The organism is Hahella sp. NBU794 (genome assembly GCF_050749805.1).
GTDB lineage: Bacteria > Pseudomonadota > Gammaproteobacteria > Pseudomonadales > Oleiphilaceae > Hahella.
In genome coordinates, this window is record NZ_CP192738.1 from 2,204,552 (window position 1) to 2,227,323 (window position 22,772).

Genomic DNA, 22,772 nt, shown 5'->3' on the forward strand with positions numbered 1-22,772 from the left:
CTTGACTCAATGGGGAGATCTCTCTAACATACGCCTCCGTTGTGACACGGGGCCATAGCTCAGCTGGGAGAGCGCAACGCTGGCAGCGTTGAGGTCGACGGTTCGATCCCGTCTGGCTCCACCAAGTTTCTAGTCCCCTTCGTCTAGAGGCCTAGGACACCGCCCTTTCACGGCGGTAACAGGGGTTCGAATCCCCTAGGGGACGCCAAATCGAAAACCCTCATATCGAAAGATATGAGGGTTTTTTTATGCTTTCGAGGCTGAAGTTTTTCTCACCACCGCCGATAACCTGCTAGCGACTGCAGTTTGTTGGGCGGAGGCTTCATGCAGATCCAATCCTCTTCCATTCAGTTGACCAATCAGAGTGTTTCGCAGGAAAAAACGCTGGAGCGCGAACGTCTTTTGTTTGTCTCCTCGCAATCTTCGCCAGTAGATACTTCCGGTTCTTATTTGCTTGGTCAGCGACAATCTTATTTCAACTACGACGCCAATCAATCTGAAAGCGCTCAGGTGTACTCCAGGGTGCTTTCTGGCGATGGTCAGACAGAAGTGCTGGATAGGAGTTCGGCCTTATCGCAGATTATTCAGGTTGGGTTGCAGGGAGAGGAGGCGGTACAGGTGATCGCAGGTGGGGCGACAGGTGGCGTATCGCTCGCGGGCGAGGCCGTTGTTGCATTCAGTCGCTATTCCTTTGTTTCTGAGTCACAAAGCTCCACAACCGTTTCTTCCGGTGTGATCAACCTGGAAGATGGTAGGGAGATTGCGTTCACTTTATATCTTAATCGTGAGCGTGCGAGTGTCGTTGAAAGCCAATCTAACCTTTTGGTCAGCGCAAGAGTGATGACTGATCCGTTGGTGCTGAATTTTGGTGCGGAGACTGCGACGCTGCGTAATACATCCTTCAGTTTTGACCTGAATGGAGACGGGCGGCAGGAAGATATTGCTGAGTTGGGCGTTGGCAGTGGCTACTTGGTGCTGGACGTAAATGGCGATGGAAAAATTAATAATGGCGGTGAAATGTTCGGTGCCTACAGTGGCGATGGTCTTGGTGACCTCTCTCGTTATGATGCGGACGGCAATCGTTGGATTGACGAATCTGATCCTGTCTTTTCCCAATTGCGCGTTTGGGCGGCTTCTGAGAATGGTGATAGGCAGCTATTGTCCCTGAAGGAGGTCGGTGTCGGCGCGATATATTTGGGCTCGACGCCGGACTCGTTTGAATTGGTGGGTGATTATGGTCGGGTGCTTGGGCGCACTAAGTCCACGGGCATAATGTTGATGGAAAATGGCGATGTGCGCACCGTGCAGGAAATTGACCTTGCGCACTCCGCTCCAGCCAGTATGAGACCCTTTTCTGCAGAAGTAATTGAAGATGCTCGTGCTGAGCTTAATTTAGAAGGCGCTCAGGCGCCCTCAGATGATGCACAAAGCTCAAGCTTTGTGCTCGGCATGCAGAGTGTGCTTGCTAAGCTAAATGAGCTTAGAGAGCGGCAGAAGCAATATTTGGAAGCGATGGCTCCGGCAACAGTGAAATTTAAATCACCGCTTGAGCAGCTATTAGCGCGAATGGAAGAAGAGCGCCGGAAACTTCAGCGGCGCTTACACAAGGACTAAGGGGAAGGTGTGTAAAACTGGTTAGCGAACTGTCTTGGGAAGAATCTTTGAGGGCTCGCTTTCAAAGCCGTCAGTGTCTACCACTGTGACTGCAAAGTAGTGTTCGCCTGGCTTGAGGTTGTCAAAATAGTATGAGTCGGAAGTGGCGGACATTTGAATAGAGCTCCATTTATCGCCCTTTATACTCTTCTCTGAGCTTGCTGGCGTAAAGCTGTGATAAACACGATAACTATCAATTTCTGAAAGCGCCAAAGGCGAACCATCTTCTCGAGTGGTTGGGGCATCCCAGAATACGTATGCGCCATTATCTGTAGAGCTGGATGAACCTCCGCCTCCTCCACAACCGGTTACCAAAGTTGTCAGAAAGAAAATGCCTGTGAATATGGGTAAGGATTTATTACGTACGCAAGCAGATAAAATTGATGCAAATCCTGCAAATGACATGGACTTCACTGTAGGTACCGCCTTATACCAGCTCCTAATTTTGCGATGGAGTTTAAACTAAGCCTGTGACGGGATTCTGTTTATTTCGGTAACGAATTGTTTCTCAACAAAAAATTACAGAATGTAAGGGCTTGGAGAACGCTCCCGAAGCGCCTGTTGCTCTTAGAGATACGAGCGATACTGGAATAGACTTGGTTTCTGAAGGTTGTAACAAGTCTATGTATTAATAGGATGATGCGGATATCGATACTCGGTGGGCAATTATTCGCAACCCGCCGAATGTTGCATGGCGTACCAGAAGCGCTGCTGCTAATCTTCGCTAAAACAAAATGTTATAAAAATTCGCTGGATAGCGGCTTGCTATCCGATTGCGTTTCGCCCTTGCGGAGTTCCTTCATGGCTAATAAAGGCGTGTTTAATCTGCTCGGCTCCATTCGTTTTCTGCCGTATTTCTTGACGCAGGCGTTTGGAGCTTTTAACGACAACCTTTTCAAGCAGGGTATCTTACTGCTGTTTGCATACAAGCTGAGCGAAGAAGAAAGCGCAACGCTGGTAAATGTGGCGGCGGGTTTGTTTATCCTTCCGTTTTTCCTGTTTTCACCCCTGGCGGGCCAGCTCGCAGATAAGTTCGAGAAGGGAAAGTTAATTCGGATCATCAAATTGGTGGAAATTGCGCTCATGTCGCTGGCCGCCTTTGCTTTTATTACTGAGTCCAAAGTTCTACTGTTGTTTTTGTTGTTTATGATGGGGGTGCAGTCTGCAGCGTTTGGTCCAGTGAAATACTCCATTCTCCCGCAGCATTTGAAGCACGAAGAGCTGCTGGCTGGAAATGCGCTGGTGGAAATGGGCACCTTTCTGGCGATATTGTTCGGCACTATCCTCGCTGGCGTTTTGTTTAGCCGTGAGGGGGGCGTAAATCTGATCGCCGGCGGCATTATTGTCTGTGCGATCGCTGGATATGTCGCCAGTCGTTCGATATCGCAGGCGGATTCGGTCAACCCGCAGCTAAGAATTAATTGGAACCCGATTACCGAGACCATGGGAACCGTGCGTGACGTGAAAGGCAACCGCGCAGTGTTTCTCTCGGTGATGGCTATTAGCTGGTTCTGGTTTTTGGGGGCGAGCTACCTGACTCAATTCAATCTTTTCACCAAAGAATATTTATTGGGGAATCCTGCCGTCGCTACGGGGCTATTGACGTTGTTTTCTATCGGCGTTGCGGCGGGATCGCTGCTGTGCAGTAAATTGTCGGACGGCAAAGTGGAGCTTGGACTGGTGCCTATCGGTTCACTGGGGCTTACCCTGTTTGGCGCCCATCTCTACTTTGCGACGCCTGCCGTTAATGCTTTAGAGCTACGAACGTTTGGAGAATTTCTGGCTGATCCCTCCGGTTATGGCGTGTTATTGGATCTATTGTTTATAGGTTTGTTTGGCGGCTTTTATATTGTGCCCTTGTATGCATTGATTCAGGAGCGCTCAGAAGAAAAGAAACGGGCGCAGGTCATTGCGTTGAATAATGTCATGAACGCTATTTTTATGGTGTTCAGCGCAGCCTTCGCCATTGTTTTCTTAACACTCATAGGGTTGAGCATTCCCGAATACTTCCTGGTGCTGGCGATCATGAACGCCGTTGTCGCCGTGTATATATTCAAGCAAGTGCCGGAATTTGCATTGCGCTTTTGCATATGGCTTTTGGGTCACACGATGTATCGGGTTACGCATCGAGGTTTGAGTAATATTCCAGAGGAAGGGCCTGTTGTGTTGGTGTGCAACCATGTCAGTTATGTTGACGCAATGCTGATCGGCGGCGCTGTGCGCAGACCTGTGCGTTTTGTCATGGATAAAGGTATTTACGAAATGCCGGGACTGCATTGGTTTTTCAAGCTTGCGCGCACCATCCCCATCACTTCCGAAAAGAGAGATCCGGATACCTATCACCGCGCTTTCGAGGCGATTAGCGAAGCGCTGGAGAATGGCGAAGTGATTTGTATCTTCCCTGAGGGGCGCCTGACAAAGACGGGAGATATTGATGCGTTCAGAAAGGGGATTGAACTAATTATTCAGCGCAACCCTGTGCCTGTAACGCCAATGGCGCTACGAGGGTTGTGGGGCTCATTCTTCAGCCATAAAGATGGCATGGCGTTGGCTAAACTGCCACGGCGCTTCTGGTCGAAAGTCGAGCTGGTAGCGGATGCAAGCTGGGAGCCGGAAAAAGTCAGATCGGATGCACTGGAGGAAAAAGTTAAGGCTTTGAGAGGGGAGTGGGCTTAGCCCGCTCCGCTTTTTCGATATAGAGGCGCTAACGTTCGGCGATAGCGCCTTTTTTTACGCCCTCGTACGCTCGCACAGTAAACCAGTTTTGCGGGCGCTGCTTTTTCAGAGTCTGCGCAATATGTTCAGCGATCCACTCAACAGTGGAATCAGTATCAATCATATATACGCGCTTCTTCGGCATTAGTAGCTCAAAGTCACCCTGTGAGGCGGCGTATTTAAAGCGAATGTGCTCAACGCCATTGATAGTCTCTTCTTGGGCGACATCTTCCCAGCTACCGATATAGATATCTTTCCATTTCTTGGCCCATTGATACTCGGTGAGCTGGCTGCGCTGTCCGTCTGCAAATATTTCTAGCTTGGAGCGGTGGCCGTGAGCAATGCGCTGGCAGTTACCGGCGTGCTTTTTCAATCCATGAGTGTAGTGGTAGTAAGCGCCTTGAATGTTTTCTTCACGCAGGCGGATTTTCACCTTTTTCACATTGTCCGGCACCACGCTTTGCAGGTGCTTGGTCAATAGAGGCTCCACTGACTCGATATCGATTTCTGTCAGGGGCAGGGCGGCGATGGCGTCAGTAGGGCAGGAGATGTGAAACTGTGCGTCGCCGGGAAAGCCGCAACTGACTTCAATGCGCTCGCCTTTTTGCTCGACATTCATGTCCAGCAGATCCTGAGGCACCACCAACTTGTGATCGATCATATCCTCCGCAGCCTGGCGAAGGATTTTTTTGACGTCGCCAAAATCGAACACCATGCCTTGTTCGTCCAGGTCGCCGGAAAGCTCAATATCCATAATCCAGCTTTCTCCAACGATGCCGCGGAGAGGGTGAAGGTAAGAAAAATCAAGGACGGTAAGGTGATCAACAAACAGACGATTCATAAGGGGTGGCTATAAAATGAGCTATGTGTGCGAAATTAATGCTGCGTTATATCGCTTAAAAGCGTGTAAGTCCAGTAAAGTTGAGTATTTTCCTGGGGCTTCCCCCGCCTCGCCAAACAATCAATGGGGGGCGGGAGATGGCAGGAGAGTAATCAGCCGAATATGCCGGAGATAAAGGCGACGCCTGCGGCGAATACGCCGATACTGATCGATAAAGCAATCATATAAGCTTTATTACTGGCGCTACGCTGCGATTCCGCGTACAGCTCAATAGTGCGTTGAGCGATGTCTTCCGCTGTTTCCCGGGAGATATCATGCGCTTGTTGGATGGCTTCCGCCTGCAGGGTTTGCCAGAACTCAGTGTCAATGGACTGCACTGTCGTCATGTGGTCCTTCAGCTCATCCAATTGCTTCTGAGTGATGGCGGGAGAAGAGCCTGTGGCGGAGGCCGCCGGCGCGGCGTTTTTAAGCTCTTCCTTGATTTCATTCAGCTCTTGGCTGATTTCTCTGGCCAGCTCAGCGGACACCTCTTCTTTGAGTGCGGCGAAGCTGGTTGTAATCTGGTTTTCAATGCGGCTATAAAAAGTTTCTATACGCTCATCATGTCTGTTTTGTAGTTCTTCCGACAAGCGCTTGAGGTGGGCGTACTGTTCATCGAACAGGTCGCTTAATAGTTCGTGAACGCGCGTGTTCAAACTGGTTTTCACTGTAGAACGCGCGACCTGCTCGATCATTTCTATTGGCAGGCTGAAGGCTTTTCCGTTTACGGGCAAGGCGTCATGAGGCGAGGGTGGCTGCTCTTCTTTGGCCTTGACGTTCGTAACGGCAGTTTCCTCCGTATCATCTACGTCATGGTCGCTGAAGGCGAAATCCATGGCGGTCAGATCGATAGGCGCTGAAGCTAGACTGCCGGCTTCAATATCCCGGTTAAGCTGCTCCAGAATGCTGTGCAAGCCATCGGTTTGCGGCGGCTTGGTGAGAATGTTGTAAATGCCGAAGCGCTTGGCTGCGTCCTCGAACTCCTTGGACTTTTTCGACGTGCACATAATGATCGGAATGGCGGCGGTATCCGGATTGGATTTGATCGCCTTGGAGGCTTCCACTCCGTTCATACCCGGCATCAAGTGATCCATAAATATCACGTCGGGCGGCGAGTTCTTGCTCAGATAATCGAGCGCTTCCTCCGCAGAGCCGGCCAGATTTACGTTCATGCTGACGTTTTCAAGTAGCTTGCTGAGCGCAAACCTTGCTACTTTGGAGTCGTCAACGAGTAACGCAGTTTTAATTGTCATGGTGTACCTCAAATACCAATGTCACCGTCACAGCGGGCTAACATAGCTGACTTTGGGTGTTTGTTACCAGCCTTCTAAAGGCGGGCATTGAGTTGCTCTATAACTTTTCAGGCGATAGCAAACGCCGGGGTTACTGCTGCGGGCTGTAAATATTTCGCCCTCCGGCGTCGTCAGCGTCGCCAGTCCATATGGTTTACCGAATTTAAATGTACCGCTGATCTTACTGCCATTGGGGTTCAGTAACTCCCCCTGTCCATGAAACTTCCCTTCAAAGAACTGTCCGGTGTACTTTTTTCCGTCCGCGTAGATGAGTTCCCCTTTGCCCTGGAACTGCCCGTTGGCGAAGCCTCCCTCGTAATGAGTTCCGTCCGGATAGGTTAACGAACCGGAGCCGTGATATTTGCTTTCGGAAAAACCGCCAACAAAGAGCATACCGTTTTTGCCGGTCAGCGTGCCTTCGCCGTTCAGCTTTCCATCAACCCAGTAACCTGTATAGATATCACCGCTTTTCAGCGTCAGCGTACCTTCGCCATTGAACTGGTCGTCCCTAAAATCGCCGACATACAGGTCGCCGTTTGGCTGCTTGAAAGAGCCGTGTCCGTGCTTGCGGCCTTCATACCACTCCCCGTTGTATTCCGCACCGTTGGCCATTTTCAGCAGGCCTTTGCCATGGAACAGCTTGTTGACGAACTCTCCCTGATAGCGGGAGCCGTCTTTGCCGACATAGGTTCCTTCGCCAGTTACCACGCCATGCTTCCAGACGCCATCTTTGTATTCCACAACCGTGATGCGATCCAGCGTCACGCTGATGGTGCGAGAGTCGCCTCGGGTGAGGTCGATTTTATTACGAAAGGTTTTATAGCCTTCTTTGCTGACCTCTATCTCGTATTCGCCTGCCGGCAACTCTACTTCAACGGCGCTGGCGCCGTAGGGCTTTCCATTAATGAGGACATTGTCATTGGCGACATTCGAACGGATAAACAGCTTGCCGGTTTCCGACATAGTGGGGGAGGGCGACTGTTGGGTTTCTTTCGCAACAATTTGCTGTGGTAAGGAGAGCGTCTGGTCTGCGTCCGCTGACGCCAGTAGCGCGCCGTTTTCCGCATCTTCAAGCGCCTGCTGTTGTTCCGGCGTTAACTGATCGACGAACAGGATGGCCTCTTCCAGCGATTCCCCCGGCGCGTTTTCGGTAGAACGGAAACTTTCCAGCTGGGCGCTGAGATCCGCACTGCCGATAGGCGTGCCGTAATCGGTAGTTTTAATATCGCCTGCCCTGCGCTCGGTCGCGGGGGATAAGGTATCCGCCAGCGCCGGTATGTTGATATCTTGCCTATGGGCGAAGCCGGCGGTCACCAGCAGCATCAGGACAAGCGCATTGATAAATAAAAGTGGTCTCAGATCGACCATTATTACTACCTTGCCTACCAACCCATGTGTAATTTGTAATTCATCTTAGCCCCTAATCCGGCTGATTGTAACCAAATAGGTCACGGCTTCTATTAAATGCATATAGTGTCACATTGCTGTTGGTATTGGCTCACGCTAAATATCTGTCCTTGTTAAGTTTTGTTGCGAGTTTGCAACTCCTCCCAAGCGCGCATGTGGACATCCGCCTCATATTCGTAAGGGCTTTTAAAGGGCGTAAGTATGAAGTCAAAAACTGCGAAGGTGAAGCCGATTGAAAACCATGCGATAAATAAAGTTTCTATAGTCGCCGCCTGACTTTGTGGGTTGGCCTCCACGAATGATTGCAAGCTGGGAAGAATGTCCTGAACCATTGCTACGGGATTGAAGCGGGACAGCACCAAAGGCACCCAGAATGCGATGAATACAGGAAAGAACGTAAATGACCATAGAAAGCGCCGTAGTAAGTAAATGAGCGCTGACTTCAAATAACGGGTGCGCAGCTCCGGGATTTTCTTGATTTCATTCAAATAACGCTTGCGTTCCACCCAATAGGCTTCAATCTCTACTGGAGCTGGAGCTGGAGCTGGAGCTGGAGCTGGAGCTGGAGCTGGAGCTGGAGCTGGAGCTGGAGCTGGAGCTGGAGCTGGAGCTGGAGCTGGAGACTCGCCGGTCGGCGTTTCGTTGTTGTTTTCGCTTGTCATAGAGTCTGGTCTTTGCCTTTGGGTTCTGACATATTCGTATAAAAAGCTACATCCGATCTGCCGATGTCAGCGTTTTAGCATGTATAGAATAAAGTCTGAAATAGTGGATGTAACTACATGACAGATCAAGTAAATCGCCCCAAGGGCGTCACCAGTGTCGCTCTTATCGCTCACGATAACAAAAAGGCCGACCTGATCGCCTGGGTGGAAAAAAATAGCGTTAAACTGAACAAATGTACAGTCTACGCGACGGGGACGACGGGAAAATTAATTGCTGAAAAAACGGGAGTAGATGTCAGGCGCTGCCATAGCGGTCCACTTGGTGGAGACCAGCAGATAGGCGCTTTGATCTCAGAGGGAAAAGTTGATTTGCTGATATTCTTCTGGGACCCGTTGGAGCCGATGCCGCACGACCCCGATATCAAGGCGCTGCTGCGTTTAGCGACCTTGTGGAATGTGCCCAGCGCCTGCAATTCGGCGACTGCTGACTTTTTGGTCAACTCAAACCTGTTTGAAGAATTTCTGCCGCAGCGCCCGGATTTCGACTCCTATCTCAACCGCGATGTTCCCAATAAATGATTGCCTGCCATAGGAGTGCGCAATCGAGGAGATAGAAAGATATGTCGGGTACGGTATTCGGTAAATATCTGTTCTCTCTGTTACACTTGTTTCAATTGTCGTTCTCTGTAGGCGCGGTTTTGAGCGTATCGGCAGCCTTCATGAGAGCGGCGCAAGGAATTAAAACTAACTCGACACTCGTAAAGATTGGCTGGAAATAAATGTCTGACTCGTTGTCTTTGGATATCGCCCATCCCACATTTGAATGCATTAGCCGACGCAAAATAGATGCGTTGAAAATTGAGCTTCAGGAATTCCGGCATCTGAAAACCGGAGCCAGGCACTTTCACTTGAGTTCCGAGCAAAAAGAAAACGTCTTTCTGGTTGCGTTGCGCACAGTGCCGACGGATTCCACTGGCGTCGCCCATATTCTTGAGCACACAACGCTGTGCGGCAGCAAGAATTTCCCTGTGCGCGATCCGTTTTTCATGATGACCCGGCGTTCACTGAATACCTTTATGAACGCGTTCACCAGCAGCGACTGGACGGCTTATCCGTTCGCCAGTCAGAACCGCAAGGACTATTTTAATCTGCTGGATGTCTACTTGGATTCCGTGTTTTTCGCGAATCTGAATGAGTTGGATTTTGCGCAAGAAGGGCACCGCTTTGAGTTTGAAGAAGCGGAAAATCCCAATTCTGACCTAGTCTACAAAGGTGTTGTCTACAATGAGATGAAAGGCGCAATGAGTTCGCCGATGTCGCAATTGTGGGGGGCGGTCACCAAATATCTGTACCCGACATCCACGTATCATTTCAACAGCGGGGGAGAGCCTGACCATATCCCCGACCTGACTCACGAGCAACTGTTGCAGTTTTATCGTAAGCATTATCACCCCAGTAACGCCGTGTTCATGACCTTTGGCGATCTGCCGGCGAGTGAGCTGCAGAAAGTATTTGAAGACAAGGCGTTGCAACAGTTCGAGCGCTCTGACGATATTCCTGTGATTAGTGATGAAAAGCGTTACTTCTCGCCGATTCGCGTGCAAGAAGCCTATCCGCTGGCGGCGGAAGAAGAGTCCGCCTCCAAGTCACATATTGTTATGGGCTGGCTGTTGACGCCGAGCGGCGATCTTGAGCGCAATCTGGAAGCTCACCTGCTGTCCAATGTTCTGCTGGAAAACAGCGCATCTCCATTAATGCATGCACTGGAGACGACGGATTTGGGGCACTCTCCATCCGGCCTCTGCGGCTTGGAGGACTCCTATAAAGAAATGGCGTTTGTGTGCGGAATAGAAGGCTCTGAGCCTGAGCGCGCAGCAGCGTTTGAGTCTTTGGTCGTCGGCGTGCTGGAAAAAGTGGCGACGGAAGGCGTACCACTGGAGAAACTGGAAGCTGTGTTGCACCAGTTGGAACTGAGTCAGCGTGAGATTTCCGGCGATTCTTATCCTTACGGCCTGCAATTGATTCTGGCGGCCATGTCGCCTGCGCTGCAGGGCGTAGATCCTGCGGAATTATTGGACATTGATCCGGTGCTGGTGAAGTTGCGTGAGCGCATCAAGAACCCGGAATACATCAAGACTCTGGTGAAAGAGCTGCTGCTGGATAATCCACATCGCATTACTCTGACCTTGGCTCCAGATGCGCAATTGGAAGCTCAGCGGGAAAAATATACTCACGCTAAATTACAGGCGGTTAAGAGCCGTTTGTCGGATGAAGAAAAGCAGAAAATCGTCACTCAGGCGCAAGCGCTGAACGAGCGTCAGAATCAAAAAGACCCGGAAGATATTCTTCCTAAAGTGGGTCTGGATGATGTTCCTCTGGATATCGCGATTCCTGAGCCGGCCAAGGCTCAAGGCGCCCTACCGCTGACAGCGTATGCTCAGGGAACTAACGGCATAATCTATCATCAGGCTATTTTGCCGTTGCCGGATCTGAGTGATGAGGAATTGTCGCTGTTGCCGCTGCTGACTTTTTGTCTGGCGGAAGTCGGCGCTGGTGAATGTTCCTATCTGGAGATGCAAGAGCGCCAATCCGCCTACACCGGCGGTGTTTCCTGTTATTGGGAGATTCGCGGCGAGGTGGCGGATGAACAGAAGTGCAAGGGCTTCCTGGTTGTTTCCGGCAAGGCGTTGCAGCGTAATCAGGCCGAGTTGATTGGTCTGATGAAAGAGTTTTTATATCAGCCGCGCTTTGATGAGCTGGATCGCATCAAGGAGCTGGTGGCGTTGCTGGCTTCCAGAAGGGAGCAGGGCGTTACCAGTAATGGTCACGGTATGGCGATGATGGCGGCGGCGAGTCGCTTAAGTCCTGCGGGGGCGATTGGTCACCGCACTGGCGGTTTGGCGGGCATTCAGTGGATCAAGGCGCTGGATAAATCCTTTGCGGATAAAGCGAAGCTACAGGCGTTTGCGGATAGCTTGAAACAACTGCACCAGAAGCTTATCGCCAATCCGGCGCAGTTCCTGAGCGTTGCAGAGCCAGCCAATTTGGATGCGTTCAATCAAGCTGCATTTGCAGGATGGGGTGAGGCTGCGTCTGACTCTGAAGTCAGCCTGCTTAACCTGCCTGCTACGCGAGAGCATTGTCAGGTGGGCTGGATCACCAACAGCCAAGTAAGCTTCTGCGCGAAAGTTTATGCGACGGTTCCCAGCGATCATGCCGATGCCGCGGCATTGACTGTATTGGGGCACTATCTGCGCAACGGCTTCCTGCATCGGGCGATCCGTGAGCAGGGCGGCGCCTATGGAGCCGGAGCAGGACAGGATAACGCCAACTCCGTATTCCGCTTCTACTCTTACCGCGATCCGCGGATAGAGGGAACGTTGAGCGACTTTGACGAATCAGTCACTTGGCTGCTGAATCGTGAACACGACCCTGCTGAGCTTGAGCAGGCGGTGTTGGGCGTAGTGAGCAACATTGATAAGCCGCGCTCTCCTGCTGGCGAAGCGAAGTCCGCTTTCCATAGCGAGTTGTTCGGTCGCACGGCCGAGCAGCGGAAACAGTTCCGTCGTCGCGTGCTTGCTGTGACGATGGAAGATTTGGAGAGGGTGGCCAACACTTATCTGCTGAACAAAGAGGCCAGTGTAGCGGTGGTGAGTGGAGAGAACGCTAAGGATACTTTCACCAAGCTGAATCTGGCTATTCACAAGATATAAATCGCTTCGCCTCACGGCGATGTAATGACATAGAAGCCCCGGCGACGCAGGTTGCCGGGGCTTTTTTTGTTAGCGAATGCGGCGCTCGATGCCGGTCATCATCATAATTCGGGTGGATATTTCTTCAACGGAATAGTCGGTGGAATTGAGGTAAGGAATACGCTCGCGACGGTACATCAGCTCTACTTCCTCCACTTCATAATTACACTGCTTGATGGAGGCGTATTTGGAGTTGGGCTTGCGCTCATTACGAATGACTGCGAGACGCTCGGGGTCTATGGTCAGACCGAAAATCTTTTCGCGATAGCTGCGCAGCGATTCCGGCAGGCGCTGGTCAAGAATGTCGTCTTCGGTCAAAGGGAAGTTGGCCGCCTTGATGCCGTATTGCAGTGCAAGGTAAATGCAAGTGGGCGTTTTGCCGCTACGGGAGACGCCAACCAAAATGATGTCCGCCTCGTTATAGTAGCGGATCCGGGCTCCATCGTCGTTCTCCAGGGCGTAGTTCATAGCGTCAATACGACGGTTGTAAGAGGAGTTGCTGACGATAGAGTGGGATTTGCCGACAGTATAAGTGGATTTTGATCCTAGTTCCTGCTCTAGAGGCTCCAGGAAAGTGCCAAAGATATCAATCATATACCCCTGGCTTTTACGTATTTCAGCGCGAATTTCACTGTTTACGATGGTGTCGAATATGACGGGTTTATTGCCGTCTATTTCCGATGCTTTATCTATGCGTGCGACGGCTTTGCGGGCTTTTTCCAGTGAGTCGATATATGGCAGGGTGATCTTTTCAAATTCTATGAATTCAAACTGCGCCAGCAGACTCTGTCCCAAGGCTTCGGCGGTAATGCCTGTGCCGTCGGATATAAAAAATGCGGTTCTTTTCATGAAGTTTAACCTGCTCAAAGCATATAAAAGGCGGAAGTAATAGTTAGTTATGATTTAAATGTATCTGTGCGTTTCCTTTGTCGCGAGTCCCGCCGCCGACAAGACTGGTCTGGAATGCCGCAATCGAAAGACTTGATCGTAATCGCCTAATTGCTAATTGTCTTCCTGTATTGTTGGGTGCAGAGCCCAGTATACAGATGCTAGACTACGCCGGATAAGTCGCTTATAAAGTGAATCACAAATAAGATTAGGCATAAACATCATAGGGATGGCTGCTACTTGTAGTTATCTCGGTAAACGGTTACAACTGTGTGGCGCCGCTGAGCTATGATTTGCGACATGCTTCGTAGTTTGACGCCAAACGCTATGATTTGACTAGGGAGAAGCACCTTGGAAGATTACATCATTTGGTTTGAAAGCCTGGGTATGGGCGATATCGACAAAGTGGGGGGAAAGAACGCCTCACTTGGCGAGATGATCAGTAACCTGGCCCATGCCGGGGTTACCGTTCCGTTGGGGTTCGCCACTACCGCTCACGCTTATCGTGAGTTCCTCCAAACCGAAGGATTGGATAAGCGCATTCATGATGAGCTGGCCAAGTTGGATGTGAACGATGTGGTAGCGTTAGCGGAAACCGGTTCCCGTATTCGCCAATGGATTACTGACACTCCTTTCCCCAAGCAGTTGGATGAAGCGATCGCCTCTGGCGTCGCTAAGTTGCAAGAAGGCAATCAGAATATGGCGGTGGCGGTTCGTTCCTCCGCTACTGCAGAAGACCTGCCGGACGCCTCTTTCGCAGGCCAGCAGGAAACATTCCTGAATATCGTTGGCGTCGAAAATATTAGACACGCAGTGAAAGAAGTTTTTGCGTCGCTGTTTAATGATCGCGCTATTTCTTACCGCGCCCACCATGGTTTTGAACACAGTCACGTGGCGTTGTCTGCGGGCATTCAGCGCATGGTGCGCAGCGAATCCGCATCCAGTGGAGTTATGTTTACCCTGGATACGGAGTCAGGCTTTAAAGATGTTGTGTTTATCACTGCATCTTACGGTCTGGGCGAAACGGTTGTGCAGGGCGCCGTGAATCCTGATGAATTCTATGTTCACAAGCCCACTTTCGAAGCCGGTCGTCCCGCTGTACTGCGTCGCAATCTGGGCAGTAAAGCCATCAAGATGGTGTATGGCGATCACGGCTCCGCCGGCAAGTCCGTGCAAACGGTGAATGTTGATCAGGAAGATCGTGGTAAGTTTTCCCTGACTGATGCGGAAATTTATGAGCTGACGCGTCAGGCGTTGGTTATTGAAAAGCATTACGACCGTCCGATGGATATCGAGTGGGCGAAAGACGGCGACGACGGCAAGCTGTATATCGTACAGGCGCGCCCTGAAACCGTTAAGAGCCGCGCTTCCGCCGTCATGGAGCGTTACCTGTTGAAAGAGAAGGGTAAAGTGCTTTGTGAAGGTCGTAGTATCGGTCAGAAAATCGGAAGCGGACCGGTTCGCGTCATCACCAATATCTCCGAGATGGATAAGGTTAAGGATGGCGATGTCTTGGTCACAGATATGACCGATCCGGATTGGGAGCCTGTAATGAAGCGTGCTTCCGCCATCGTGACGGATCGCGGCGGTCGTACCTGTCATGCGGCGATTATCGCCCGTGAGTTGGGTATCCCAGCGGTCGTCGGTTGTGGAGACGCGACCGAGTTGTTGAAGGACGGCGTCAATGTGACGGTATCCTGCGCCGAAGGCGATACCGGTATGATCTATGAAGGTCTGCTGGACTTTGAATTGCAGAAAAACAGCGTTGAATCCATGCCAAAACTGCCGTTCAAAATCATGATGAACGTCGGTAACCCGGATCGCGCGTTTGACTTCCAGGCGTTGCCCAATGAGGGCGTGGGTCTGGCGCGTTTGGAGTTCATCATTAACCGTATGATCGGCGTGCATCCCAAGGCGCTGTTGAACTTTGACACCCTTCCTCGCGATGTTAAGCAGGTCGTGGAGAAGCGCATTTCCGGTTATTCGTCTCCGGTCGATTTCTACATTGAGAAACTGGTTGAGGGCATTTCAACACTGGCGGCGGCGTTTTATCCGCAGCGCGTCATCGTGCGTTTGTCTGACTTCAAGTCCAATGAATACGCTAACCTGATCGGCGGCACCATCTATGAACCGGAAGAAGAAAACCCCATGTTGGGCTTCCGTGGCGCCTCCCGTTACATTTCGGACTCTTTCCGCGACTGTTTTGAGTTGGAATGTCGCGCGCTGAAGAAAGTGCGTAATGAAATGGGCTTCACCAACGTAGAGATCATGGTTCCGTTTGTGCGAACTGTGGGCGAAGCCAAGCAGGTAGTTGAGCTGCTTGAACAAAATGAACTGCGTCGCGGCGACAACGGTCTGCGTCTGGTCATGATGTGTGAGTTGCCTGCCAATGCGCTATTGGCTGAACAGTTCCTGGAATACTTCGATGGCTTCTCCATCGGTTCCAATGACCTGACTCAGCTGACCCTGGGGTTGGACCGCGATTCCGGTATTGTGGCGCACCTGTTCGATGAGCGTAACGATGCGGTATTGCGTCTGCTGTCCATGGCTATACAGGCCTGTAAGAACGCGGATAAATACATCGGTATTTGTGGGCAAGGTCCATCCGATCATCCTGATTTCGCTAAGTGGCTGATGGATCAGGGTATCGATAGCGTCTCTTTGAACCCTGACTCTGTGATGGATACCTGGTTCTTCCTGGCGGAAAAACACGCGTAACGACAGCGTTAGGTATATTCGCAAAGCCGGCTGATGCCGGCTTTTTGCGTTTAGGGATTGGGTTGCTGTCTTATCAAGTGCAACTGGGAATTGGATAAAGGAGACTAAATGGTGGATGGGAAGCGCGGCGCTTTGATATTGGGGGCGAGTGGCCTTGTCGGTGGATTATGTCTACGTCGCCTGCTTGCTTCAACGTGCTATGGGCAAGTTACTGCGATTGTGCGTCGCACTCTTGAAGTGGAAAGCGAAAAATTGGTTCAGAGAGTGGTTAATTTTGATCGATTGGAGCAAGAGCTGACGGATATAAGTGCGGATGACGTATTTTGCTGTCTTGGTTCGACCATTAAAAAGGCGGGCAGTCAGGAAGCTTTCAGTCAGGTCGATTACGCCTATCCTGCTGCTGCGGCTCATGCGATGAAGCGTAATGGCTCCAGTCACTTTTTGCTGGTATCGGCTATAGGGGCGTCAGAAAAGTCGCTGTTTTTCTACAATCGCGTCAAGGGAAAGGTTGAGCGAGCGGTGCTGGAAGAAGGCTTTCCTTTTGTGACGATATTCAGGCCTTCGTTGCTGCTTGGTGAGCGTCACGAGTCTCGATTTTTGGAGGGCGTGGGCGTCAAGGCGGCGGCATGGCTGAATCCGCTGATGCAAGGTCCGCTCAGAAAGTATGCCGGACTGGATGCAAATAAACTGGCGTACCGTATGGTTCATGAAGCGGAACAAGCTTTAACTACAAACCGACCACCTATACTGACGCTTGAATCCGATTGTCTGCAAAAGGTTCTCTAAAAGGCGGTCTTGGCCGTTTAAGTTTCTTGGTAAAAACCTTCTAATAATACTTCTGCACTTTCATAAAAATAGGGAGCACTAATAAGTGAAATATGTCACTCCAGATTTATGCGACGCATATCCACAGCTGGTTAAAGTGGTTGAGCCAATGTTTCAAAATTTCGGAGCCAGGAGTTCATTTGGCGGAGAAATTGTGACGGTTAAGTGTTTTGAGGATAACTCTGTCGTCAAGCAGCAGGTGGATCAACCAGGGCATGGTAAGGTTATGGTGGTGGACGGTGGCGGCTCCAAAAGGGCGGCGCTATTGGGAGATATGCTGGCGGAGAAAGCGGCGGCCAACGGATGGGAGGGGATCATTATCTACGGATGCATCCGGGATGTTGATGTGATTCGCCAAACTGATCTTGGCGTTCAAGCATTAGGTACTCACCCCATGAAAACAGATAAGAGGGGAATTGGCGATTTGAATGTGGATATTACTTTTGGAGGCGTCACATTTAAACCTGGCCATTATATTTATGCAGACAATAATGGCGTGATTGTATCTCCAGAGCAGCTAAGTATGCCTCAAGAGTAATTGAGCCAAAGCAAACAAAAAAGGCGTCGAATGACGCCTTTCATGGATATCAATTGACGACCTTGGTGATCTCTACGCCTATGACGTATCTGTCCTCAGATACAGGCGTACATCTGATTACTCGGACGATGGTCTCAAAAGAAGGAAATGCCTCGTTGGACGAGGGGAGGGACGTTTGAAATTCTGCGCCCTCGGCGAACGGCTCACCAATTTCGATGGACATTCCTGCCCCGCTCAGGTCTTTGCAAACCCCTGTTAAGCTTCTGCCAGTGTCGGCGATAGTCAACACAATTTCTGAGTCGACTTTCATACGGATGAAATCACGTTTCTCGCTGTAATCGCGCATAGTTGTCAGTCTCATCGCGGCCTCACTTATTGTTATTGGGTCCTTAGTTTTATACGCTGCTAAAAAGGACCTGTCAAAGCTGGATTTGTTATAAGTTGGCCTATTGGTAGAACATTTGGTATGTGCTATTGAATCAAGGCACTATATATTGATAGCATGAAAACCTTTCCCCCCTTTCAAGCACACCCGCTTCCATTATTCCGGACGCGTTTTCAGCTCACTGTGATATAAAAAATATAGTGATGAAAGTATCCGGTTATAAAAGGCTTTAATAAAAAAGCAAACGTTTGTCTGCTTCCTTATATATGAATAGTGTAGCACTCGTCCGCAAACATACTCGGATGTTATTGCGGACGAGTTTTCAGGGAAGGGGGTAGATAAGCGTTACCAGCCGGCTTTCTTCTCTCTTTTGAACATGGGGACAATCAGGGCGATAATGACGCCAAGCAACACCAGTCCGCCGCCCAATAGCATCTTGTCGCGCTCGTCGCTGTCTTTCAGACGCAAATTTTCTGCAGAGAGCAATTCCACTTCGTTTTTCAGCTTCTCATTGCTTTCTCTAAGTTCGCGATTACGAGTATCCAGAGCAATGGCGTTCTCAGAAATGCGTTTGATATTGCTAAGCTCCAATTGGAGTTCTTTGTTGGACTTTTCCAGTTGCTCCCGAGCGCCGCCGAGGTTGGAGTTTTCGCCTTTGATCTGGCTGTATTCGTTCTGCAGGTCGTTAAATTTCTGCTGTAGCGCGGTATATTGCTGAGTCATTCTGTTGAGCTTATCTCTGGCGACAGGCTCATTGATCAAAAAGCGGGTGGGCAGCCAGCCTTCAATGCCTTCAGGGGTGCGGATAAGGCTGTATCCAGACTCGGCGTTGGTTTGCAGATGCTCCACCGGCGTGCCACTTTTGACGCCTTTGTGAACGATACGAAACTCTAGTCCCTGACCGCTTCTCAACGGAGCGTACATGGTGTCGTCAATATATTTCGTATCTGCAAATGCAAATGAGGAAATTAGCAAACCGGCTAATAAAAGCGCTTTTTTTCCCACGTTGTTATTCCTAATTAGTATGCGGTGACATTGTTGGAAAGCCCGGGCGCATTTGTATCATTGTCTCAGTTTGAGTTGACCCTGCCTCCCGCTTTAGATAGCGGCAGTATTAGTCGAATGTTTTTTAAACTATATCGACAGGGTAGTGCAAGCGCCCAGAGCGTTTGGTTGTTCTCAGGGCAATACTTTTTTGAATGGCTTGACGGTGACTTTCTCGTACACGCCCGCTTTTATATAGGGGTCTGCGTCCGCCCAGGCTTTGGCGTCTTCCAATGATGGGAACTCCGCTATCACCACGCTGCCGCTGAAACCGGCCGGTCCCGGGTCCATGGCGTCAACATGCGGAGTGGGGCCGGCGAGGATGAGGCGGCCCTGTTCTTTCAATGTTTCCAGACGCTGCAAGTGGTCTGGTCTTGCCTGCATTCTGTCTTCCAGGCTGTTGGCTTTATCTTCTGCGTAAATGACGTAGAGCATTGTGCGACTCTTGATTCTTTGAGGTATGTTGGAAGTTTCTTTGTTAACTAAAAGGACTTGTTATCGCCATTACCTGTAGCGCTATCGGATGGCGCTGGCTCGTCCTCTTCCATGTGGCGGCTGATGTAAACGCCCTGCATCAATGCGAAAACCAGGGACAAACCGAGCATGCCGAATAGCTTAAAATTAACCCATTGGTCTTGGGTGTAGTGGTAGGCGACATACAGGTTGAGTCCCCCCAATAGGGCATTAAAAATTACCCAGGAATAATTCAGTTTGGACCATGCATGCTGCGGAAGGCTGATATTCGCCTCCATCATGCGCTGGTAAAGGTTCTTTTTGCTTACCCAGCCGCCAATCAGAAATACGACGGCTAGCAGCCAGCACACTACGCTGGGCTTCCACTTAATAAATGTGTCGTCTTTAAATAGAATCGTAGCGCCCCCCAGTATCACAACGATAACTAGGGCGAATAAATGCATCTTTTCCACTTTCCGGTATTTAAACCAGGAGAAGGCGACTTGTGCGGCGGTGGCGGGGATAAGCGCGGCGGTAGCGGTTACGATATCGTTAGTCGTTTTATAGACCACGAAAAAAAGAATGATCGGAAAAAAATCAAATAACAGTTTCATAGATAGCCGTGTCGTTTGGCGACGATCAGTCAGGACCGTCGGCGTTGTTGTCTCCCACAATGACGCAAGTTTAGGCGTGCGGAGAACTTTTTTAATTAGAACTTAAATTAGACGAGATGATACTGTATTTTCTACTAGCGTTGTACTTTAGGGTTTTGTAACCATTTATGCAGATTGTCAATCATGACTTCGATCTTCACTGTCACACCACTGCTTCGGATGGCTCCCGAAGTCCAGCAGAGCTGCTGGAGCTAGCTGTAAGTCGGGGGCTGACAACTTTAGCAATTACTGATCACGATACAGTGGAAGGGATGCGCTCATTGATGGATGCGTCACTGGATAAGGAGCTGGGGATCAGGTTGATTGCCGGTACGGAGTTTTCATGCCTGTGGCAGGGAATGACGATACATATGCTGGCGTTTGATTTTGATCTGGCAGGCAGCGAAGTCGCTGCGCTGTTGGAAAAGCAGAAAACGCGTCGTTTGGATCGCGCCAGAGTGATCGCCGATAAGCTGGAGAGAAAACTGAAGATCGCTGATTTGTACGCCCGGGCGGAAACGTTTGCAGAAAGTGGAGTGCCGGCTCGTCCGCACTTTGCTCAGGCGTTGCTGGAAATGGAGGCTGTTGAATCAATCGATGTGGCTTTCAAGAAATATCTGGGTGCAGGAAAAATTGGCGATGTGAAGCTGTATTGGCCGGACCTTGAAGAAGTTCTTACCGCTGTGAAGCGCAGTAAGGGATACAGTTCTCTGGCGCATCCTTTCAAATACAAAATGACTGCTACGAAGCTGCGGCGTCTGATGGCGGAAATTAAAGCCTGTGGCGGAGATGCGGTGGAGATCTCTGTGCCCGACATTAACTCTGGCGAGTTTGGCTGGATTCAGCAAGAGGCTGGAAAGCTTGGTTTGGCGCAATCTGCAGGCAGCGACTATCACGGCGCTATGATGCCTTGGCGTCAATTGGGCCGATTCCCTAAGATGGCTCAATCTTTACCCAGTCTCATTGACGTCTTGCGCGCTCGACAATAAATGAACGCTCATGGATAGATGCAAGGTTGTCGGAGACAACACTTTCAGTTTCAGTATTGGGCACATTGAAATTTTGCATGCGCTGCATCAGGCGCTTTCCTCCGCTCGTCACTACATATTTATTGAAATGTATTTGGTGGAGAGAGGGCGGGCCTTTCAATGGGTGTATGCCTTATTGGAAGAAGCGTCGAATCGTGGGGTGCAGATATTTTTACTGCTGGATGACTTCGGTTCCCGCGCTGTACTGCGGGACCTCTTTTTATCCCACGCCTTGCCGGCGAATATTCATGTCACTGCATACAATCCTATAAATTATCGACGTTGGACCCGAAACTTCCATAGAGATCATCGCAAGCTAGTGTTAGTGGATGGCGAGGTGGCGTTGGTGGGTGGTTTTGGGATTACGGACGATTTTTTCCCACAAACTCCAGATCCTGGGGAGCCCTTGTCAGAAAAGGCTATCGAGTCTGATGATCAAGAAGCCAAGACGGCTTGGCTGGATGTGGCTGTGACCATCTCGGGCCCGGTGTTGGCGGACTGGGATAGGGGCTTTAGGGAAATCTGGCGTGAAAGCAGCGAGATAATACTCCCCTTGGGCCGTGCGGCAGTTAAAGGTGGAGAAATGGCTGGGCGCGCCGCCTTTGGTTGGGGGTGGCGAAAGCAGGACATCGTGCGTGAATTGCTGCGCCGCATTAAGCGCTCACATGGAAGTTTGCAGATCATTACGCCTTATTTCGTTACGTCTTGGCGGGTCAGGCGCGCCCTGCGCTGGGCGGCGCGACAAGGGGTTAAAGTGCAGATTATTGTTCCGGGATTGACGAGTGATCACCCTGGGGTAACTTACGCCGCGCGGCGTCATTATCGTTCTTTATTGCGAGCGGGAGTGGAGTTGTTTGAATATCAGCCGACGTTTATTCATGCCAAGGTGTATGTATGCGACGACTGGTGTTCGGTCGGGTCATTCAATCTTGATCATTGGACGTATCGTTGGAATCTGGAAGCGAATCAGGAAGTATGGAATGCAGAATTTACGACTCAAGTGGCGGGCTTTTTCGAGCAGTGCCGTAGAAAGAGCAGGGCGGTAACCTTGGCCTCCCTGAATAAGATGGGTTGGTATAGTCGGTTGATGGTCTATTTGATGGGAAAATTAGACGAACTGCTGATTCGATTTCTGAGGTAGCGCAGCCCTCAATAAGGTTTGAGAGCTGCCTGAAAACAAGCTTATTGCTTTGCGTGATAGAGCAGGTATAGATCGGTCAGATTCTCTGGGATCTGGTCCGCCATTTCCGCCATCAGTTTGTCATTGTGTTTTATGTCCTCGAAGTCTTCATCCTCGAAGAGTTCGGAGTGCGCCATCATAGGAAGCAGCAGTGACGCCACCGCGGCTTCGTCGTAGCCTTCAAACCACAGCTTTTCATTGCTCAGGAAGCCTTCAATAAATCCAGCAGACCAGTTAGCGAGAGCGTCTTCGTCGTCAAAGATTTCCTCTGGTACAGAGACGTTTTCCTCGCTGTGAAGTTGCTGCTCGATGTGCTTGAACAGTCTCAGAATGGATTGTTTGATTTCCTCAAGCTCTTGGCTCTCCAGTTGGCAGGAGCCGTCGAGGATAAGGCGTAGCCACTCATTGACGTCCGCGTCCGCCGGACCAACGGCAAATGCGCTCAAGAGACCGTGAATCCCAAATAGATCCAGGTTTTCTTCTTCTTGATCGTTGTCGAACAACAGTGACTCAAGATGGTCGATTTCCTGGGAGGTAAAGGGAAAAGCTTCGGATTGCATGACGGGTTCCTTAGAGGACGCTTTGAATCAGTCTAATTTATGCCGATAACGGATGCTACAGCAAAAATGTGAAGTATTAATATCCGCATTTTGCACTGACATAAGCGCCCCGTTTATAACGGTTTTCGCTGTGTCTCGG

20 protein-coding genes and 2 tRNA genes are annotated in these 22,772 nt (G+C 50.4%); 11 read left to right on the forward strand and 11 right to left on the reverse strand.

From position 1 onward, the window contains the following. The first annotated feature begins 48 nt into the window (after positions 1 to 48). The 3 genes from ACQYWX_RS09895 (at position 49) to ACQYWX_RS09905 (ending at position 1,614) form a co-directional block, all read left to right on the forward strand. Positions 49 to 124: transfer RNA gene (locus tag ACQYWX_RS09895), tRNA-Ala, on the forward strand. A gap of 8 nt (positions 125 to 132) precedes the next feature. Beyond that, positions 133 to 208: transfer RNA gene (locus ACQYWX_RS09900), tRNA-Glu, on the forward strand. Positions 209 to 324: 116 nt separating this feature from the next. Further along, entirely contained in the window at positions 325 to 1,614 is a 1,290-nt protein-coding gene (locus ACQYWX_RS09905; protein WP_431688649.1) for a hypothetical protein, read from the forward strand. A gap of 21 nt (positions 1,615 to 1,635) precedes the next feature. Here the strand turns inward: ACQYWX_RS09905 and ACQYWX_RS09910 are convergent, their stop codons facing one another. Next, positions 1,636 to 2,067, reverse strand: coding sequence for a hypothetical protein (locus tag ACQYWX_RS09910; protein ID WP_431688650.1), 432 nt, complete (start codon positions 2,065 to 2,067; stop codon positions 1,636 to 1,638). A gap of 387 nt (positions 2,068 to 2,454) precedes the next feature. Here ACQYWX_RS09910 and ACQYWX_RS09915 point away from each other — a divergent pair, with 387 nt between their 5' ends. Further along, positions 2,455 to 4,329, forward strand: coding sequence for an MFS transporter (locus tag ACQYWX_RS09915; protein ID WP_431688651.1), 1,875 nt, complete (start codon positions 2,455 to 2,457; stop codon positions 4,327 to 4,329). A gap of 28 nt (positions 4,330 to 4,357) precedes the next feature. Here ACQYWX_RS09915 and ACQYWX_RS09920 read toward each other — a convergent pair whose 3' ends face one another. From ACQYWX_RS09920 to ACQYWX_RS09935, 4 genes are all read right to left on the reverse strand, one after another. Beyond that, positions 4,358 to 5,122, reverse strand: coding sequence for a 6-carboxytetrahydropterin synthase (locus ACQYWX_RS09920; protein ID WP_216740325.1), 765 nt, complete (start codon positions 5,120 to 5,122; stop codon positions 4,358 to 4,360). A 239-nt stretch (positions 5,123 to 5,361) separates the two neighbouring features. Beyond that, positions 5,362 to 6,501, reverse strand: coding sequence for a response regulator (locus tag ACQYWX_RS09925; RefSeq protein WP_431688652.1), 1,140 nt, complete (start codon positions 6,499 to 6,501; stop codon positions 5,362 to 5,364). A gap of 63 nt (positions 6,502 to 6,564) precedes the next feature. Then, positions 6,565 to 7,908 (reverse strand): PEGA domain-containing protein, encoded by a 1,344-nt coding sequence (locus tag ACQYWX_RS09930; protein WP_431688653.1) that lies wholly within the window; start codon positions 7,906 to 7,908, stop codon positions 6,565 to 6,567. Positions 7,909 to 8,060: 152 nt separating this feature from the next. Beyond that, positions 8,061 to 8,609 (reverse strand): hypothetical protein, encoded by a 549-nt coding sequence (locus ACQYWX_RS09935; protein ID WP_431688654.1) that lies wholly within the window; start codon positions 8,607 to 8,609, stop codon positions 8,061 to 8,063. 117 nt (positions 8,610 to 8,726) lie between these two features. Between ACQYWX_RS09935 and ACQYWX_RS09940 the strand changes: the two genes are divergently transcribed. Both ACQYWX_RS09940 and ACQYWX_RS09945 read left to right on the forward strand, forming a co-directional pair. Then, a complete protein-coding gene (locus tag ACQYWX_RS09940; RefSeq protein ID WP_216739060.1) occupies positions 8,727 to 9,188 on the forward strand; it encodes a methylglyoxal synthase in 462 nt (153 codons plus the stop codon). Positions 9,189 to 9,388: 200 nt separating this feature from the next. Next, positions 9,389 to 12,322, forward strand: a complete 2,934-nt coding sequence (locus ACQYWX_RS09945) for an insulinase family protein (RefSeq protein ID WP_431688655.1) — start codon at positions 9,389 to 9,391, stop codon at positions 12,320 to 12,322. Positions 12,323 to 12,391: 69 nt separating this feature from the next. On the opposite strand, the gene ppsR is transcribed toward ACQYWX_RS09945, so the two are convergent. After that, positions 12,392 to 13,210 (reverse strand): posphoenolpyruvate synthetase regulatory kinase/phosphorylase PpsR, encoded by an 819-nt coding sequence (gene ppsR, locus ACQYWX_RS09950; RefSeq protein ID WP_216739058.1) that lies wholly within the window; start codon positions 13,208 to 13,210, stop codon positions 12,392 to 12,394. A gap of 426 nt (positions 13,211 to 13,636) precedes the next feature. Between ppsR and ppsA the strand changes: the two genes are divergently transcribed. From ppsA to rraA, 3 genes are all read left to right on the forward strand, one after another. Continuing rightward, complete coding sequence (gene ppsA, locus ACQYWX_RS09955; protein ID WP_371824086.1) at positions 13,637 to 15,967, forward strand: phosphoenolpyruvate synthase; 2,331 nt, start codon at positions 13,637 to 13,639, stop codon at positions 15,965 to 15,967. A gap of 108 nt (positions 15,968 to 16,075) precedes the next feature. Beyond that, positions 16,076 to 16,753, forward strand: coding sequence for an NAD(P)H-binding protein (locus ACQYWX_RS09960; RefSeq protein WP_216739056.1), 678 nt, complete (start codon positions 16,076 to 16,078; stop codon positions 16,751 to 16,753). 85 nt (positions 16,754 to 16,838) lie between these two features. Then, complete coding sequence (gene rraA / locus ACQYWX_RS09965; RefSeq protein ID WP_216739055.1) at positions 16,839 to 17,330, forward strand: ribonuclease E activity regulator RraA; 492 nt, start codon at positions 16,839 to 16,841, stop codon at positions 17,328 to 17,330. A gap of 49 nt (positions 17,331 to 17,379) precedes the next feature. On the opposite strand, the gene ACQYWX_RS09970 is transcribed toward rraA, so the two are convergent. The 4 genes from ACQYWX_RS09970 to ACQYWX_RS09985 form a co-directional block, all read right to left on the reverse strand. Beyond that, a complete protein-coding gene (locus ACQYWX_RS09970) occupies positions 17,380 to 17,691 on the reverse strand; it encodes a PilZ domain-containing protein (protein ID WP_241567020.1) in 312 nt (103 codons plus the stop codon). Positions 17,692 to 18,060: 369 nt separating this feature from the next. After that, the gene (locus ACQYWX_RS09975; RefSeq protein WP_216739054.1) at positions 18,061 to 18,720 is read right to left on the reverse strand and encodes a TIGR04211 family SH3 domain-containing protein; all 660 of its coding nucleotides are present in this window, start codon (positions 18,718 to 18,720) and stop codon (positions 18,061 to 18,063) included. 174 nt (positions 18,721 to 18,894) lie between these two features. Continuing rightward, entirely contained in the window at positions 18,895 to 19,194 is a 300-nt protein-coding gene (locus tag ACQYWX_RS09980; protein WP_216739053.1) for a YciI family protein, read from the reverse strand. Between the two features lie 47 nt (positions 19,195 to 19,241). Further along, positions 19,242 to 19,826: a septation protein A gene (locus ACQYWX_RS09985; protein ID WP_216739052.1), complete on the reverse strand. Its 585-nt coding sequence runs from the start codon at positions 19,824 to 19,826 to the stop codon at positions 19,242 to 19,244. A gap of 167 nt (positions 19,827 to 19,993) precedes the next feature. Here ACQYWX_RS09985 and ACQYWX_RS09990 point away from each other — a divergent pair, with 167 nt between their 5' ends. Together ACQYWX_RS09990 and ACQYWX_RS09995 are read left to right on the forward strand one after the other, a co-directional pair. Next, positions 19,994 to 20,854 carry a PHP domain-containing protein gene (locus ACQYWX_RS09990; protein WP_431688656.1) on the forward strand — a complete coding sequence of 287 codons (861 nt, stop codon included), beginning with the start codon at positions 19,994 to 19,996 and terminating at the stop codon, positions 20,852 to 20,854. Positions 20,855 to 20,864: 10 nt separating this feature from the next. Next, positions 20,865 to 22,034, forward strand: a complete 1,170-nt coding sequence (locus ACQYWX_RS09995) for a phospholipase D-like domain-containing protein (protein ID WP_431688657.1) — start codon at positions 20,865 to 20,867, stop codon at positions 22,032 to 22,034. 41 nt (positions 22,035 to 22,075) lie between these two features. Here ACQYWX_RS09995 and ACQYWX_RS10000 read toward each other — a convergent pair whose 3' ends face one another. Beyond that, a complete protein-coding gene (locus tag ACQYWX_RS10000) occupies positions 22,076 to 22,633 on the reverse strand; it encodes a YecA family protein (RefSeq protein WP_279502132.1) in 558 nt (185 codons plus the stop codon). Positions 22,634 to 22,772 lie beyond the last annotated feature (139 nt).

Coding starts and splice junctions, on each gene's coding strand:
- ACQYWX_RS09905 (WP_431688649.1), top strand. CDS start 325: ATGCAGATCCAATCCTCTTCCATTCAGTTGACCAATCAGAGTGTTTCG.
- ACQYWX_RS09915 (WP_431688651.1), top strand. CDS start 2,455: ATGGCTAATAAAGGCGTGTTTAATCTGCTCGGCTCCATTCGTTTTCTG.
- ACQYWX_RS09920 (WP_216740325.1), bottom strand. CDS start 5,122: ATGGATATTGAGCTTTCCGGCGACCTGGACGAACAAGGCATGGTGTTC.
- ACQYWX_RS09925 (WP_431688652.1), bottom strand. CDS start 6,501: ATGACAATTAAAACTGCGTTACTCGTTGACGACTCCAAAGTAGCAAGG.
- ACQYWX_RS09930 (WP_431688653.1), bottom strand. CDS start 7,908: ATGGTCGATCTGAGACCACTTTTATTTATCAATGCGCTTGTCCTGATG.
- ACQYWX_RS09935 (WP_431688654.1), bottom strand. CDS start 8,609: ATGACAAGCGAAAACAACAACGAAACGCCGACCGGCGAGTCTCCAGCT.
- ACQYWX_RS09940 (WP_216739060.1), top strand. CDS start 8,727: ATGACAGATCAAGTAAATCGCCCCAAGGGCGTCACCAGTGTCGCTCTT.
- ACQYWX_RS09945 (WP_431688655.1), top strand. CDS start 9,389: ATGTCTGACTCGTTGTCTTTGGATATCGCCCATCCCACATTTGAATGC.
- ppsR (WP_216739058.1), bottom strand. CDS start 13,210: ATGAAAAGAACCGCATTTTTTATATCCGACGGCACAGGCATTACCGCC.
- ppsA (WP_371824086.1), top strand. CDS start 13,637: ATGGGCGATATCGACAAAGTGGGGGGAAAGAACGCCTCACTTGGCGAG.
- ACQYWX_RS09960 (WP_216739056.1), top strand. CDS start 16,076: ATGGTGGATGGGAAGCGCGGCGCTTTGATATTGGGGGCGAGTGGCCTT.
- ACQYWX_RS09970 (WP_241567020.1), bottom strand. CDS start 17,691: ATGAGACTGACAACTATGCGCGATTACAGCGAGAAACGTGATTTCATC.
- ACQYWX_RS09980 (WP_216739053.1), bottom strand. CDS start 19,194: ATGCTCTACGTCATTTACGCAGAAGATAAAGCCAACAGCCTGGAAGAC.
- ACQYWX_RS09985 (WP_216739052.1), bottom strand. CDS start 19,826: ATGAAACTGTTATTTGATTTTTTTCCGATCATTCTTTTTTTCGTGGTC.
- ACQYWX_RS09990 (WP_431688656.1), top strand. CDS start 19,994: ATGCAGATTGTCAATCATGACTTCGATCTTCACTGTCACACCACTGCT.
- ACQYWX_RS09995 (WP_431688657.1), top strand. CDS start 20,865: ATGGATAGATGCAAGGTTGTCGGAGACAACACTTTCAGTTTCAGTATT.
- ACQYWX_RS10000 (WP_279502132.1), bottom strand. CDS start 22,633: ATGCAATCCGAAGCTTTTCCCTTTACCTCCCAGGAAATCGACCATCTT.